The organism is Sphingobacterium sp. SG20118, from assembly GCF_044740685.1.
Taxonomy (GTDB): Bacteria; Bacteroidota; Bacteroidia; order Sphingobacteriales; family Sphingobacteriaceae; genus Sphingobacterium.
The window spans coordinates 2650625-2665111 of sequence record NZ_CP172826.1; the positions used below are offsets into that span (position 1 = coordinate 2650625).

The following is a 14487-nucleotide window of genomic DNA, read 5'->3' on the forward strand; positions in this document are numbered from 1 at the left end:
CATTAAATTGGGAAAATAGATTTTTCAAGTTAAATATTTATTGCAAATAGACTTTAATTTATTTCATAATCACTATATTTATAAAGAAAACCAAATATGAGATAAGCAAAAATAGCGCTTTTAACTTTATAAGTTTAATGAAATGAAGATACCCGTTATCAATATTCGATATATCCTTATACTTTTTCTAGGAGCCATCGTATTCCAATCCTGTACAAAAACAACTCCCGAAGAAACAAAAGTAATACCTGAGCCAGAACCTGAGAAAGGTCCAGACCCGATAAAGGATCTGACATATGTTTACAGCTCGGAGAGCCAATTGGAATTTAGCCTTTATCAGAATAATGAGTTGCAATCTTCATTTGCGCAAACTGATCAAGAAAAAAAATTCAAGAACCGTTCAAAATATTTCAGACCACAGACAATTACGCTCAAACAGGATTCATTGTTCATTTCCAAAGTTGGTGGCCACAAGGAGGCGTATAAAATAAAATGGGAAAAAGAAGATTTGCTTATTTATCAGGATCAAGACAAGGATTGGAAACACTTTGCTACCAAGAACGACAAAAATGAGATCTCATTAAATATTGCACTCTATAACAGTCAATTAAAAAGCGAGAATTCCAATGCACTACGCACTGGGCAGCTTTATAACCCAACCTCAATAAATGAAATATTGAGTGATAAAAGTAGAGCCGATATGAAAACAATCTGGTTAAAAATCAAGATTATTTATGTACCCGAAAATAAAAAATCATGAAGCTAAAAGTACTAATCATATTATTGCACCTATCCTGTTTAAACGTCATTGCACAAGAAATCAACGATGACAAAGACAGGATTTTCACCAATAAAAATATTGAGAATTTATACTTGGGTGCAATTATGAAGATCAGTTCGCTCAATGCGGATAATTATGAATTTATTGAAGCTCCAAACCTCCCTGCTGTAGACATTTTAGAAACAGCAGATGTCACGCTTATAGTTCCGAGCAGATCTGCGATGATAAAATATATACTTAAAGATATTGAGGGGGATGACTTATCAGTAATAGTCAGCGAATCTTTACCCAATACCCGAAAAGTAGCATCTTATGAAAACTTAGGAGCAATTTTTGGTCAAAAGATCAATGCAGAAATAATGCTCGCAGTCAACCCAAAAGCTAAAAATTCCAAATCCCTTTATGCTGCAAGATTTACCAATCTTATCTATAGTTTATCATGTATGCCTGATTTTGCCAAAGCAAAAGCACATGCTGCTATGAAAGGTCTCGATCCTAAGGACTTCATGTATGTTGATGGAATCTCCTTTGGCAGGGCTGCATCAATTTTCATTGAATCTGATGCAGACTATGAAACTATAAAAACACTGATAGATAAAAAATACTTAAAAAGAGAATTAACCGAGCAGGACGAGGCGATCTTGGCAAATTCAACGATTCATTTCCAAATTTCGGACACGAAACAAGTAAACCTTCTGGATGGAGACCCTTTCGAAATCATTCGTCATTATATGACTACCCCTATTACCAAAGAAGACTTCCTAAGACCAATCTGGTTTACTGGATCTGATTTAAAGGATGGCGATATGGTATATACACCCTAGAAATATTTGACCATAAATTCTTAAAAAAACTCATCATATGTAAGATTTCTGTCTTGCAAAATACAATAATTTGGTACTAAATCTTCTGTTCTCTCAAAAAATTAGTGTATCCTTTTGACTGTTTATAACAGTCAAAATATTTCCATCCCATCCCGATGTCGTTAACTATAATAGAGCATTGTTTGCTAAAAACCCTAAAGATCTGTAAAGTAACTACCCAGATAAGTTTCTGAAAATCCGAATTCCTTAGCGATCACAGCGACTTTCAGGTAAGTACAGACCTCTTACTCACTGTCGATCTGTGGACAAATGGACTATATAAGTCTTTTTAATACATCCACACTTTTTGTCAAATTATCCGTAGAAGAAGATGCAAAACCTAACCTCATACTATTTGTATTATAGGTCGGATATTGATGTATTTTACCATCAGAGATATACAATCCTTTTTTATAGGCTTGTTGTGACAACTTTTCAAGGTTAATAGATTTATCAAATTCGGTCCACACAGTCATACCGCCATCAGGTATTGAAAAATCTACAACATTGCCTATTTCATTTTGTAGCAAGTTGCAAAAATGGTTTCGTCTTTCCTCATACACGGTCAACGTTTTCCTTAGGTAACGTTGTATAGTTCCGTCATTTAACATATCAGCCATAGCATTATCTAAAATATGGTCGCCCTGTCTATCCAACAAAATACGGACTTTGGAAAGGTGTTCAACCACATTTTCCGAAGCCACCAGATAACCTAAGCGAAAGGCAGGCGAAAAACTTTTGCTGAACGAACCACAGTAAATAACCATTCCATTATCGTCAGCACTGGCAACTGGTAACAGCGGACGGTGCTTATAATGAAAATCAAAATCGTAATCATCCTCAAAAATGATAAAGCCATATTCATTGGCAAGTTTTAACAATTCCAATCTGCGGTCAATACGAAGCGATACCGTTGTCGGGTAATGATGGTGAGGGGTTACATATACCATCCTTACCTTTCTTTGTTGACATATCTTTTTCAACTCATCAACAACTAAACCGTGTTCATCCACAGGTATTGTAATATGCTTGGCTTTGGCGTGAACAAAGTTCATCTCCGCTCTATTCCAACCTGGTACTCCCGAAACAATGACATCGCCTGCATCAATCAAACCGTTGCATACAAGGTTTATTCCCATTAAAGTACCTCTTACTGACAGGATATTTTGTGCAGTAGTCTTTAAACCCCTTGTTTCGTTCAGATGTTTGGATATTGCTTCTCTGTAAAGTTCGGAGCCGTTGGGATAACTGTAGCTCCCGAACCTGTTATAAAGACCACCTCTTGACAGTTGGTTGCGGTAAGCTCGATACAATTCTTTTATCGGTGCTAATTTGGGGTCGGGAAATCCATCGTCTAAATGAAGTTCAGTATTGGCAACCTTAATTGGTACATCAAAATGAGGTTTGGATTGAATAATAAAACCCGCCTTCTTTTGAGTTGCTTTTATTACTTTATTTCGCAAAGCTTCGGGTTCTGCTTTGGGGATATGTGATGAAACGAACGTACCACGCCCCACAAAGCTTTCTAACCAACCCTGCGTTTGCAATTCTTCAAAAGCCTTTGAAACCGTTATCCTGTTAATATGCAGTATAGCCGAAATATCTCTTGAACTTGGTAGCTTTTGTCCCGAACGGAGCTTATTGCTTTTGATCAGGGATAAAATGCCATGCGCTAATTGCAGGTAAACAGACCTCTCGGAAGAATGGTCAATATGCAAATCGTTAAAATACTGTGTTAAAATTGGACTACCCATTTTGTTTAAATTGGACTACAAATATAATCCAATATAAGGTTATTTTTGATGCAATTAAACGAAAAGCAATCGTAATATGGAAAATAAAAGAATAGTTATCCGTAAAGCTGTTGAGGCAGATAGCGATAAAGTTTGGGTGTTGATGAGAGATTTAGTAGTTTTCGAAAAATATATTGACGCTTTTGCCATTACTCCGGAAATTGTAAGGGAAAGTGGTTTTCGCAAAAATCCGCCAGATTTTCATTGCATTATTGCAGAGGACAACGATGAAATAGCAGGAATGTTAGTATATTATTTTCTCCAGTACACCGCGCAAAACAGACCTGCGATTTATATGAAAGAACTCTATGTAGATGAAAAATACAGAGGACAAAAATTGGAGAACAATTGATGGATGCTTTAAAAAAAGAAGCTAAAGTAAATAACTGCGGACAGATTAAATGGACAGTTGCTTCTTGGAATGAAGCAGGAAAAAGATTTTATGAGCATTTGGGAGCGAAGGAGAATAACGAGTGGATTAATTATGAATGGAGTGTATAAAAATTAATATAATAATGGAAAATATAATAATACAGAGAGTAACATTAAACGATATTGAGCAGTTACAACAAATAGGCAGGGAAACATTTTCAGAAACATTTTCGGAAAGCAATACCGAAGAAAATATGAACAAATATTTAGCAGACGGATTTTCCAAAGAAAAGCTAACAGAAGAACTTAACAATAAAAGTTCAGAATTTTATTTTGCTGTCTTGGAAGAAAAAGTCATCGGTTATCTGAAACTGAACTTTGGAGCTTCCCAAACCGAATTGCAGGATAACAGTAGCATTGAAATAGAACGTATCTATGTATTGCAGGAGTATCACGGTAAAAAAGTAGGACAGATATTGTATGACAAAGCAATGCAGGTAGCCAACGAAAAAAAGGTCAAAAATGTATGGTTGGGTGTTTGGGAAGAAAACCCAAGAGCTATCCGCTTTTATCAGAAAAACGGATTTGTGGAGTTTGACAAACACATTTTCGTATTGGGAGATGACGAGCAGACCGATATAATGATGAGAAAAGATTTAAGTAACTAAATAATCAACTATGAAAAAAGTAATTTTTGTACTTCTGATGTCTGTATTTTATTTTTCAGTAAATGCACAGGAAAAAATAGAAACTAAACTTCCATTTAGTTCATCATTAAAGGCAGGCGAATTACTGTTTGTTTCCGGTCAGGTAGGTATCAATCCGGCTACATCAAAACTTTCCAATGCCAGTTTTGAAGCAGAAGTTCAGCAGGTAATGGAAAACCTAAAAAATGAGCTAAAAAAGCATAATCTGACTATGGATGATTTGGTAAGCACCATCATTTACCTAAAGGATATGAAACAATATGACAGACTGAATAGCGTATATGGTAGTTATTTCAAAAACAGATTTCCAACAAGAACTTGTATAGCGGTTGCAGACCTTCCAGCTGGTGCTTCCGTAGAAATATCGGGCGTAGCCCATTTTAAAGCGAAGCAATAACGATAAAAATTTATCAAATAAGGTAGCTTATATGTACACACCCAATCATTTTCAGTTTACAGACAAGGCCGAAATAGTGGCTTTTATGAAACAGTATAGTTTCGCCACAATCGTTACGGTAAAAGACAGTATTCCTATTGCCACACAACTGCCTTTTATTATTGAGGACAGTCAGGATAAGCTGATACTAGGTTCTCATTTTGCCGTAGCCAATGAGCAAAGCAAGTACATTGGGGCAACCACATCATTGGTCATATTCACAGAACCACACGCTTATATATCACCTGTTCATTACGATAAGCTGGAAAGCGTACCCACTTGGGATTACATTGCTGTACACGCCTACGGTAAAGCAAAGATTGTTGAAGACGAAACCGCAAAGCTGAAAGCATTGGAACAGATGATACAGTTCTATGAAAAAGACTATTTGCAACAATGGGAAAGTCTGCCCGATAAGTTTAAAAAAGGAATGATACGGGGAATTGTTGCATTTGAATTAGAGGTAACCGATTTACAAGGGCAAAAGAAATTGAGCCAGAATAAAACCGAAACTGAACGGCATCGCATAACAGAACATCTATCAAAAAGCGAAAACACAGTAGAAAAAGACATTGCCGATTACATCAAAAAATTATAGCGGTTATACAGCAAGCCATTATATGTTAAAATAAGAACCGTTTTTATTCGTTTATGTTATACTATGTATCAACATCAGATTGTGCGCCCGGACGGCAAACAGTTTTGTGTTGTGCACTCGGTCAAGTGATCGATGAAATAACTTATTAATTTTATAACGATGAAATATCCGCTAATAATTTGTAGCCTCCTAGCGCTAGCAGCGTTAGGATCCAGTTGTACGAGTAATAAAAAATTTGCCGCACTACAAGCAAATTACACACAGCTACAACAAAGTAATCAAGACCTCAATAGCCGCTTGCAGGCTACTGAAAATGATTTAAGTGGCTCAAAAATCAGAATTAAGAGTCTGGATGAGCAGATTGCTTCTGAAAAATCAAATGTTGCCGCTTTACAGACAGCCTTAAACAACTGTCTGAATTCTAGCAATCAAGGAAATGTGAATATTTCAAAGCTAGTGGATGAAATCAATTCGTCTAACAAATACATTCAACAGCTTGTAAACAGTAAAAACAAAAGTGATTCACTCAATTTAGTGTTAACAAACAACCTGACACGTTCCCTAAGCAGAGAAGAAATCAGAGATGTAGATATTCAAGTATTAAAAGGAGTCGTATATATATCACTTGCTGATAATATGCTGTATAAATCTGGAAGCTATGAGATATCAGAAACAGCAGGAGAAACATTATCTAAGATCGCTAAGATTATCACAGATTACAACAGTTACGATGTACTCATAGAAGGTAATACGGATAATGTCCCTATCAACATGCCTAATATCCGCAACAACTGGGACTTAAGTACCTTAAGAGCTTCTTCCGTGGTGATGGCATTGCAAAACAACTACGGTGTAGATCCAAAACGTTTGACCGCAGCTGGCCGTGGCGAATATAATACGATCGCACCAAATGACAGTGAGGATGGAAAAGCTAGAAATAGAAGGACTCAAATCATCATTACCCCTAAGTTAGATCAATTTATGGAACTGATCGGCAAAGCGCCAGATACAAGTATGGACTAGTCAATTGGACCAGGTGACATTGCCCTATCATTTAACTACAAAGCTATAGCTGACAAATGCTATCAATAATAAAAAATCAGCTCTTCCAAACGGAGGAGCTGATTTTTTTGTTATTGACTCACTACCTTTATATTTGATTCAAAAAACGTTCAGCCTTATTGATTTCCTTTTGGAATATTTAAAATTTCTTGTTTAAATTCTTTTGTCAAAAGCGGTAACAAATCTTCATAGTCGAACAAGACCATTGGAGTTATTTGAATGTGCTCGACAGGATACCAATTTTTTGCAAATGTTACCAAGGCTTGATTTGCTTTATCGATTTGTCCTGTCAAAAGAAAAAGTCTTGCGGCATTTATATGGATATCACCAATGAAAATTTTATCAGCAAACTTTTCATAATAAGTTAGACTTTCGTCCGTATTTCCTGACTCTAGCATAAAGTGAAGTAGATATTCGGCTCCTTTTTCACTATCAAATGTCAATTGCGGTCGGCACTCCTTCAATTGTGCAATAAATTCATCAGTTGATTTCCCGTCTTTTACAATTTTGAGTGGCTTACTCCAAATACTCAAACCATTTTCACCCTTTAGTTTAGCTAAATGATGATTGATCTGATGCCTATAAGTACGGATTTGATGTTCAGGTAAATTTAATTTTTCTTTTTCAGTCAAGAAATTATTGTAAAAACCTTCAGCTCTTGAAATATTGCCAGTTCTTAAAGCCGTATTTGTGTATGCAGAAAAGTGTTCACTTAAAACGTTTCCAGCATACCATTGGTCATTAAATGGCAAACCATTTTCATCGTTTGTCATCGCACTTTCGTAATTACTATTGAAATAATCTATTTCTGCATTAACGATAGCTTTCTGTGGTTCAAAGCCTTTTATCTTCTCTAATTGCTCTAGACCAATTACAATTTGTCCACTTCGTAAAGTGTTCAAAATATCTCGAAATTTTTTCGGTATTTTCACTATACTCATAGCCGTATTTCAATGTCAATACTCCTTTCTAAGCATTAAATAAATGACTAACTTTCTTCCACTTAGGGTCGAAATCAATTTTATAAGTGAAAGATACAAATATGTTTTTTGCCAGAGAAAGCTTTCTCAAATATTGTTCAATGGGTTCGTCTACTTCAACATAATAATCTATATCCATCCCAATCTCTGACACTACTCTAGAAATAATGTGACAGATGCATATTTTCTTCAATTCATCTGAAAAGAAATCTTCAATTTCTCCCATATCTAGATCAGCATTGTCGTCGGCAACCTGATCAGTAAAATCGACACTTATTCTGACATGATAAGGGCAAAATTCTTTAAATTCATATTTTCGGTAAGCCATATCTACCCATCCTGTACCTTTTGAACCATTTGGCATGGTTAACAATAAAAGCGTAATCGAATTTTCTGGATATACCTTTTCTGAATATTTTACGATCTCCCAGTCAACAGGCGAAATTTTACGTGCAAATAACTTCTTAAAAAAACTCGTCATATGTAAGGTTTATGTATTGCAAATTACGATAATTTGGTATTAAATTTCCTGATCTCTCATAAATATGATTTGTTTAATTAGATAAAAAGTCTTCAAATTAAACAAACCAAGTTGGGTTGGCAGATTAATAAGTGAATTAATATTTCCTATTGTTCTTTTGTTGATAGTCATACGGAGGCTTTTTGGTGATGTGGTATCCATCACAAAGCTCACAGTAGTATGCATATCGAGGAGCTGCTTTCGCTCCGATATTCATACTACCATGTTTTCTTCGATCAGGATTTTCCAAATATTTTCGAAGCCTCCATTTAATCCAGTGAATAAAAAAAATAGCTTCCGCCCTACCATTGAATCGCATCTTGCCTGTCGCGCGACATTTACGTCTCTCGATGAATTCATTGATATCGATACTATAAAATACACTGTCCACAAACCGTTTATAACTACTCATCATCATTTCCTCCTTCCAATCATCGATATTTTGTTTTTTTATCATCATCCGGACAGAAGCTGATCCTTCCCCTGTCTTCATACAATATCAACCCAGCATGTCGTATAGCGCTGTATACCACTTCTCGATTGCTCTGATAATGTACGGATACCGTGACTAATTTCTCCTGTGACAAACAGTCCCATCGTTTTATTGTAAACCCTTCCCAACGGCTCATTTCTTCAACAAATGCCTGCATTGATATATTTTTATAAGAGCGTACCTTACGAGTCCACATCTTAGCCATTTCAAAATCCATATCAACTTCTCGAAAAAGTGTATCTATTTGCAAACCTGACTTATGCGATCGCTCTGCCTTCAGTACCCCAAGATCACCGTGGCAATACAAGGACTCGCTTTTCCTCAAACTATAGGAATACAGATCCAACGCCCCATTATTGAGCACCAACTTGGTATGATCCTTATTTGCTCTAATGACAAAGTCACTCGCTGTTGCAGTCACTTTACCTTTCACAGTACCTACAACCAGTGTGTTTTTACTGGTCGCTACATAAGCCTCACCAATCAGATCTACGTACGATGTATCCCTTTTATGGAGCGGATAGCGTAAATGAGTCTGCGCATTCAACCTGATGCGCGTGCCATCTTCGATCTCTAGCACACATTGTTGCCGTGCCTTGGTGTAGATCTCTATATGTTCTATAGTCGGCGCCTCATGTCCATACCCCTCCCTTCTTTCGATCTTCAACAGACCTTCCTTAGTTCTGCTGATCAACAGGTCCCCCACTTGCTTTATGATTCCCACATCATCAGGGTATACTTCTATCCAGGTCGATTCACCAACCAATAGCATACAGGAAGACTCTTCAGACGGGATATCTCCGTCATTCGCAAAGTGCAAACTGTTGCTTCCCACTGGCAGTATATAATTAACATCATCTCGTACTTTGAAATAATTAATAGCGACGGCGCCAAAGAAGAAGATTACAGCCACAGCAGCAGCAACAACCAAGAATATCTTTTCATCCTTTGGCATTTTTACTGTTAATTCCTCTTCCGGTTTTAAAGCTTTCGCTTTTTTGATGATAGCCTCAACATCGGGCTGCCAATCTCGCAGTATACCTTTGGGCAATTGTCCGTCCAGCTCCCGTAGCACCTCGACAACCATCTGCTCATACACATCTTCCGAATACTTGATTTTCTCCCGCTCCAACAACTGCACTTCCTCCGCAGAGATCTCTTCCAATAATTGCTTTCTTATTAAGTCTTCTATATTTATATTGTTGTGTCCCATTTTAATCCGTTCTAGTATATAAATAACTCAATTGAATGTTCCGATCAACGCTTGAATAGCTTCCTGATCTTCCTCTTTGCAGAAACTCAGCAAGTTCCTGACCCGTTGCGGCGTGAGCTTATGGACTTTTTCCAGCTCCTTATTATCCATTCCATCGACTTTAGAACCTATAAAAATCTCTTTTTCCTTTGGAGTAAGTTCAGTTGCCTGTAGCATCAGCTCATTAAGCGTCTCTTGGTAGACCAGCTCCGTATCCGCCTGTTCATTACTGCATACATCCACATGGTTTTCGATCGGTTCTTTAAGATGCTTCCGTTCAGCTCGAAGGGTACTTAAAGCAATATTTCGAGCTATCGCCATTATCCACACAAAGGGGTCAGCCATTTCACCAATGTTTCGATGATCTTTCCATATCTCGATTAGTGTAAGCTGAAACACTTCCTTGACCAATTCATCATCATTATGGATGAAACGGCGGATCTGCCTCAATAATTGAACTCGATAATGTTCGACGATGAGCCGTATCCCCTGGTCCGGATCATCAATCAATGTACTAAAGGTTTTCTTTCCCATATCTTAGGTTTTACTTCCAATTTTAACTTATCTCAACCGTTTTAAGTAAAATTATATCGTTGATATTCAATCATTTAAAAAATAAATGAAAATACAGGCGGTACATTTCCGTCAGTTAGGATAGTTATATATAGAAGACAATGAGTTTATAAATGGTTAAAACAAAGATACAATACAAAAACCAAATAACAAAACTAAATATCTGATTAATAAATAGTTGCATATAAATAGCGACAGGAAATTGGATTGCCGTAACGCGAAGAATAAATAGGTAAACAGGAAAAATATAACAGCTATGAAAACAAGAAACTACATCATTGACACCATTTCGGGGATCTATATTTTAACATTCCTGTTTACAACCATCAACAAATGGAGTGAGATGCCTAAATTTTTAGGGCAGATGGAGCGCATGCCCTTTTGGGATTGGCTTGCAGCTCCAGTAGCCTACGGGTTGCCGACAACAATGGGCATCATCGCATTATGGCTAGCTTTGGGCAAACAGCGAAAGATAGCATTAACCATCGGTGTAGGTTTATTGATCATCTTGGGTGTCTACATCATACTCATTCTTAACTATGCATTTGGCCCAGGATATCCTTGTTCATGTGCAGGGTTATTTGATCTCTCTTGGAAACAGCAGCTGTTCCTCAACATGAGCTTTATTGCATTAGGAGTGACGGCCATATTCCTGATTCGTCCTGAAGATAACAAGCCGATGATTATCATCCGTCATTTGGTCGACAACATTATAAAAGAAATCTACAATAAAAAATTTAACACTTCGAATACAGGTCAATCTCGACAGCCTGATTAAATAATTGGAGAGAACAATTAACTTAATTATACGCCTATGCGTAAATTCCAAACGGTAGTAGCTGCCTTAGCTATGGTTGTTGCAATTGGTGGTGCCATTGCAGCAGGTCAGACAACAAAAGCACCAACAGTTTATATCTCGAACGGGATAGGTAATCCACCAACCCCAGTAGATTTGGCATTGAAAGATGCGCCCGCTGGTACTCCTGGCGCATGGGAATGTACCGAGACAGAATTGACCTCTTGCTACTTTCATGATAGCATGTTGACTGATTCGACAGAAATACGAGGGGAGTATCGACCACTTTAATTCGCTATTTTTCAATTTCGAAGCATATGGCGGTATTCTAGAATACCGCCATATGTGATTAAATACCTCTTAATGCTTTATTAACTAATTCGGATATATTCTGAAGCGTTGGATAAACATATGATGACAGGATTTTTCCTTCCCTATCAATCAATAAAAACCTCGGATATCCAATTATATCAAAATGCATAGTCATGGGATGCCGAGACCCTAGTCCTTTCGTATAAAAATTTAGTTCTGAAGGATGCGTGTACTTACCACTTTGAATACTTTTTTTCCAAACCTTTTTATCTTTATCGATCGATATGGATACCATCTGAAACTCCGGTACGTGTTGCATGGAGTCCAAATAGGTATGTAGTTTATCCGCTATGAGAGCACAAGCACCGCAGCCCGTATACCAAAAATCGATTAAAGTTACTTTTCCTTTTTCAGGAACAAAAGTTTGGATCACTCCAGCAGTATCCATCAACTCAAATCCAGGCATTTTGGCTCCAATCCCCCCACGATACAAACTAAAGCATACCAAACGATTGAAATAATCATCTTCTACATCCTGACACGCTTCCTTCAACAATACATAGTCGGAATCCATGGTTCTATATCTTTGTACGGTCATGACGAGCAACTTATCCCGCAACAAACCACTATAATGATTTCTGATGTAGTGATACACTTCTCGTTCATTACCAAAGAGAAAACTCCCGCCCCCACCTCGATTCAAGGCATGCCTGAGATGAATGACATCGAATTGATATTCCGCAAAATTCTGTGCATAAGCTTTTATTTCCGAATCTACTGTATCTGGTTCAAAATCACGGTACAATTGTTGAAAGTGTGCAATATAATGTGCTTTCAATAAACTATCTTTGACTCCTAAGGTCGCAGCAAGTATTGAGATAGTCCTGAGTAATATATGCTGTCGAGTACCTAGAGCGTCATACTTCAGTATCCGATATTCTTGATCCGTTAGCCCACCCTTATTCGCTTCGATATAGTGTAATTTCTCCTGATATAGAGAGTCATGTTGCGCTTCTATGATAGCCAATTTTTCGGCCCCATCTGCCCTCCCCAGCACTTCATTCATTGTTCCTTCGAACAACTTTTTAGCAACGAAACGATCCAATGCCCATCGCCATTGTATTTCTCAGCACCCTGCCCAGAAAATGTTACGACAGATTTCCCAACATCAAGTGTTATTTGATCATTCGGTAGTGCTAAGAACAGATTTTTCACTTCCAAAAGCCCCTTTGCACGACCTTTCACATACAGATATATCCCCAAATTGAAGGGATGATTACCATTGATCGGCGTATCACTTTCATATTCGAATCGACCGTCAATGACTGGAACCACAATTTTTTGGAAAGAATTGATTGATAAAGGCAAATAATAAGTATGCAATTGGAGCTGGACACTATCACAATCTTCGATATCGATACGTCCACTAATTTTAAAATGATCTCCCTCCACATCTTGGATAGCAAGCAATGGTGATAGGTAACCAAGTAGTTGTATTATTAAGAATAAGAGATACCATCGACTTTTATATAAAATTAAATTTTTCATTTTTGAATTAGTTAGTTATAGATTAACGTATATTCTGTTCAAAACCAGACAATTCTATCTCTGCATCAGGAATTGGAAGGGCATATCTAGGATCACCCGGCTGGAGTTCGTAGAGGTCATCTTTCAGTTTTCGTGTTAAGACGATTCCTCGTCCTTCAAGGTTTAATCTCCGAATATCACTCCAACGTAGCCCCCTTAATATCAGCTCTTTTCTTCGTTCCAAAAGAATCCGATCCAGCAGGACGGGAGAATCAGACAAGGTAATCGGATTGAATGTTCCAGATTTATAACGCTTTACAAGTAGTTTATTCAAATCCTCCAATGCTCCTGTTGATTGATTCAACCTAACCCTACACTCTGCTCGGATCAGCAAAAGCTCAGCGGTAGTCATCCCACTAAAGAACTGAATAAGTCCAGCATACGATCGATTCATCAATATCCGACCACTAACATTTTGGAACCAAAGTGTCTTTCTTAAATCATCTGAGCTATAGAAATTATAAAGATTTGAGTCAACGTGTAACGTACCAGAAGTTGTCGAGAGGTCACGAACACCCGAAATCATACGACTTTGCAAAATCGTCTCCCGATTATTTACAGGAAACGGATTGATCTGCGTAGGACTGATTCCATTATAATCAATTAAATAATCATATGCAGTCAACGCACTGTCTGCATATTGCATTGCACTTTGGTAGTCTCGCATCGACAACGAAAATCTTGACAAGTAACTCCATACCGTCAACCTATTCACGCGCAATTTATTCTCTAAAAAACTTTTATCTACAAGTAAGTTTCTTGCCCTTTGCATATCCGAAAGAATCTGCTTATATGTATCGGACAAGGAACCTCTCTTAGCATAAACAACAACATCTGGATTTGTTTTAAACGGTATTCCGGGTAGATTATGAGCCGTCTGTTCGTCATAAGGCATAGCAAAATGCTCAGCAAGATTGAACAATGCCCGCCCTCTTAAGAAGTAAGCATTGCCCATTATCGAGCGAGCTTCATCAGACAATGAATCCACGGTACCCATATGAAAAGCTTCAAGCACGATATTGGAATAGAATATCTGTTGGTAAGGTACATCCCAATCCTTTATATTAAAAGCATGTCCTTCATAAAGATCCTTTGCCCATACATAAGCATTCCGCTCTTTCGGATTCATGGCCTGCCAATCCTCATATTTAAAATAATATTCATCTGCAGATTGGGTTCCAAGTGTCGGTGTCTCAAACACAATTGTCTCATTATCCAACAATCCACGTAATTCCTCCAAACGGGTGGGTACCACAATACTGGAATTTGGCTTTTTATCCAGATAGGTTTTTGTACAAGCCCCATGCAACACCATCACTGTCATGAGGTAGCCATATCTAAGTCTATTTCTCATTTTTATCT

Annotated in this window: 17 protein-coding genes and 1 pseudogene; 9 read left to right on the top strand and 9 right to left on the bottom strand. The window is 37.5% G+C overall.

Annotated features, from left to right (window positions below; genetic code table 11):
- The first annotated feature begins 142 nt into the window (after positions 1 to 142).
- Both ACFX5U_RS12355 and ACFX5U_RS12360 read left to right on the top strand, forming a co-directional pair.
- Positions 143 to 760 (top strand): hypothetical protein, encoded by a 618-nt coding sequence (locus ACFX5U_RS12355; RefSeq protein WP_400260868.1) that lies wholly within the window; start codon positions 143 to 145, stop codon positions 758 to 760.
- On the top strand, positions 757 to 1605 hold the full coding sequence (locus tag ACFX5U_RS12360; RefSeq protein ID WP_400260869.1) for a hypothetical protein: 849 nt from the start codon (positions 757 to 759) through the stop codon (positions 1603 to 1605). The genes ACFX5U_RS12355 and ACFX5U_RS12360 overlap by 4 nt, the downstream gene beginning before the upstream one ends.
- A 314-nt stretch (positions 1606 to 1919) precedes the next feature.
- Here the strand turns inward: ACFX5U_RS12360 and ACFX5U_RS12365 are convergent, their stop codons facing one another.
- The gene (locus ACFX5U_RS12365; RefSeq protein WP_400260870.1) at positions 1920 to 3398 is read right to left on the bottom strand and encodes a PLP-dependent aminotransferase family protein; all 1479 of its coding nucleotides are present in this window, start codon (positions 3396 to 3398) and stop codon (positions 1920 to 1922) included.
- A 142-nt stretch (positions 3399 to 3540) separates the two neighbouring features.
- Here ACFX5U_RS12365 and ACFX5U_RS12370 point away from each other — a divergent pair.
- The 5 genes and pseudogenes from ACFX5U_RS12370 to ACFX5U_RS12390 all read left to right on the top strand — a co-directional run bounded on the left by ACFX5U_RS12370 (position 3541) and on the right by ACFX5U_RS12390 (position 6573).
- A pseudogene (locus ACFX5U_RS12370) lies at positions 3541 to 3938 on the top strand (GNAT family N-acetyltransferase).
- Between the two features lie 14 nt (positions 3939 to 3952).
- Complete coding sequence (locus ACFX5U_RS12375) at positions 3953 to 4477, top strand: GNAT family N-acetyltransferase (protein ID WP_400260871.1); 525 nt, start codon at positions 3953 to 3955, stop codon at positions 4475 to 4477.
- Positions 4478 to 4487: 10 nt separating this feature from the next.
- Positions 4488 to 4913, top strand: coding sequence for a RidA family protein (locus ACFX5U_RS12380; protein WP_400260872.1), 426 nt, complete (start codon positions 4488 to 4490; stop codon positions 4911 to 4913).
- Positions 4914 to 4944: 31 nt separating this feature from the next.
- Positions 4945 to 5550: an FMN-binding negative transcriptional regulator gene (locus ACFX5U_RS12385; RefSeq protein ID WP_400260873.1), complete on the top strand. Its 606-nt coding sequence runs from the start codon at positions 4945 to 4947 to the stop codon at positions 5548 to 5550.
- A 159-nt stretch (positions 5551 to 5709) separates the two neighbouring features.
- Positions 5710 to 6573: an OmpA family protein gene (locus tag ACFX5U_RS12390; protein ID WP_400260874.1), complete on the top strand. Its 864-nt coding sequence runs from the start codon at positions 5710 to 5712 to the stop codon at positions 6571 to 6573.
- Positions 6574 to 6728: 155 nt separating this feature from the next.
- Here the strand turns inward: ACFX5U_RS12390 and ACFX5U_RS12395 are convergent, their stop codons facing one another.
- The 5 genes from ACFX5U_RS12395 to ACFX5U_RS12415 form a co-directional block, all read right to left on the bottom strand.
- A complete protein-coding gene (locus tag ACFX5U_RS12395; RefSeq protein ID WP_400260875.1) occupies positions 6729 to 7553 on the bottom strand; it encodes a hypothetical protein in 825 nt (274 codons plus the stop codon).
- A 28-nt stretch (positions 7554 to 7581) separates the two neighbouring features.
- The gene (locus ACFX5U_RS12400) at positions 7582 to 8073 is read right to left on the bottom strand and encodes a hypothetical protein (RefSeq protein WP_400260876.1); all 492 of its coding nucleotides are present in this window, start codon (positions 8071 to 8073) and stop codon (positions 7582 to 7584) included.
- Positions 8074 to 8209: 136 nt separating this feature from the next.
- A complete protein-coding gene (locus tag ACFX5U_RS12405) occupies positions 8210 to 8572 on the bottom strand; it encodes a hypothetical protein (RefSeq protein WP_400260877.1) in 363 nt (120 codons plus the stop codon).
- Complete coding sequence (locus ACFX5U_RS12410; protein WP_400260878.1) at positions 8544 to 9818, bottom strand: FecR domain-containing protein; 1275 nt, start codon at positions 9816 to 9818, stop codon at positions 8544 to 8546. Before ACFX5U_RS12410 ends, ACFX5U_RS12405 begins: the two co-directional genes overlap by 29 nt.
- Before the next feature lie 27 nt (positions 9819 to 9845).
- On the bottom strand, positions 9846 to 10391 hold the full coding sequence (locus ACFX5U_RS12415; protein ID WP_400260879.1) for an RNA polymerase sigma factor: 546 nt from the start codon (positions 10389 to 10391) through the stop codon (positions 9846 to 9848).
- Positions 10392 to 10686: 295 nt separating this feature from the next.
- On the opposite strand from ACFX5U_RS12415, the gene ACFX5U_RS12420 reads away from it, so the two are divergent.
- Positions 10687 to 11208, top strand: a complete 522-nt coding sequence (locus ACFX5U_RS12420) for a MauE/DoxX family redox-associated membrane protein (RefSeq protein WP_400260880.1) — start codon at positions 10687 to 10689, stop codon at positions 11206 to 11208.
- A gap of 36 nt (positions 11209 to 11244) precedes the next feature.
- The gene (locus tag ACFX5U_RS12425; RefSeq protein WP_400260881.1) at positions 11245 to 11517 is read left to right on the top strand and encodes a hypothetical protein; all 273 of its coding nucleotides are present in this window, start codon (positions 11245 to 11247) and stop codon (positions 11515 to 11517) included.
- A 58-nt stretch (positions 11518 to 11575) separates the two neighbouring features.
- Here the strand turns inward: ACFX5U_RS12425 and ACFX5U_RS12430 are convergent, their stop codons facing one another.
- Genes ACFX5U_RS12430 through ACFX5U_RS12440 form a run of 3 tightly spaced genes read right to left on the bottom strand, consistent with a single transcriptional unit; the run spans position 11576 to position 14479 of the window.
- Positions 11576 to 12619: a TlpA family protein disulfide reductase gene (locus tag ACFX5U_RS12430; RefSeq protein WP_400260882.1), complete on the bottom strand. Its 1044-nt coding sequence runs from the start codon at positions 12617 to 12619 to the stop codon at positions 11576 to 11578.
- Positions 12601 to 13086 carry a hypothetical protein gene (locus ACFX5U_RS12435; protein WP_400260883.1) on the bottom strand — a complete coding sequence of 162 codons (486 nt, stop codon included), beginning with the start codon at positions 13084 to 13086 and terminating at the stop codon, positions 12601 to 12603. The genes ACFX5U_RS12430 and ACFX5U_RS12435 overlap by 19 nt, the downstream gene beginning before the upstream one ends.
- A 22-nt stretch (positions 13087 to 13108) precedes the next feature.
- A complete protein-coding gene (locus ACFX5U_RS12440; protein ID WP_400260884.1) occupies positions 13109 to 14479 on the bottom strand; it encodes a RagB/SusD family nutrient uptake outer membrane protein in 1371 nt (456 codons plus the stop codon).
- Positions 14480 to 14487 lie beyond the last annotated feature (8 nt).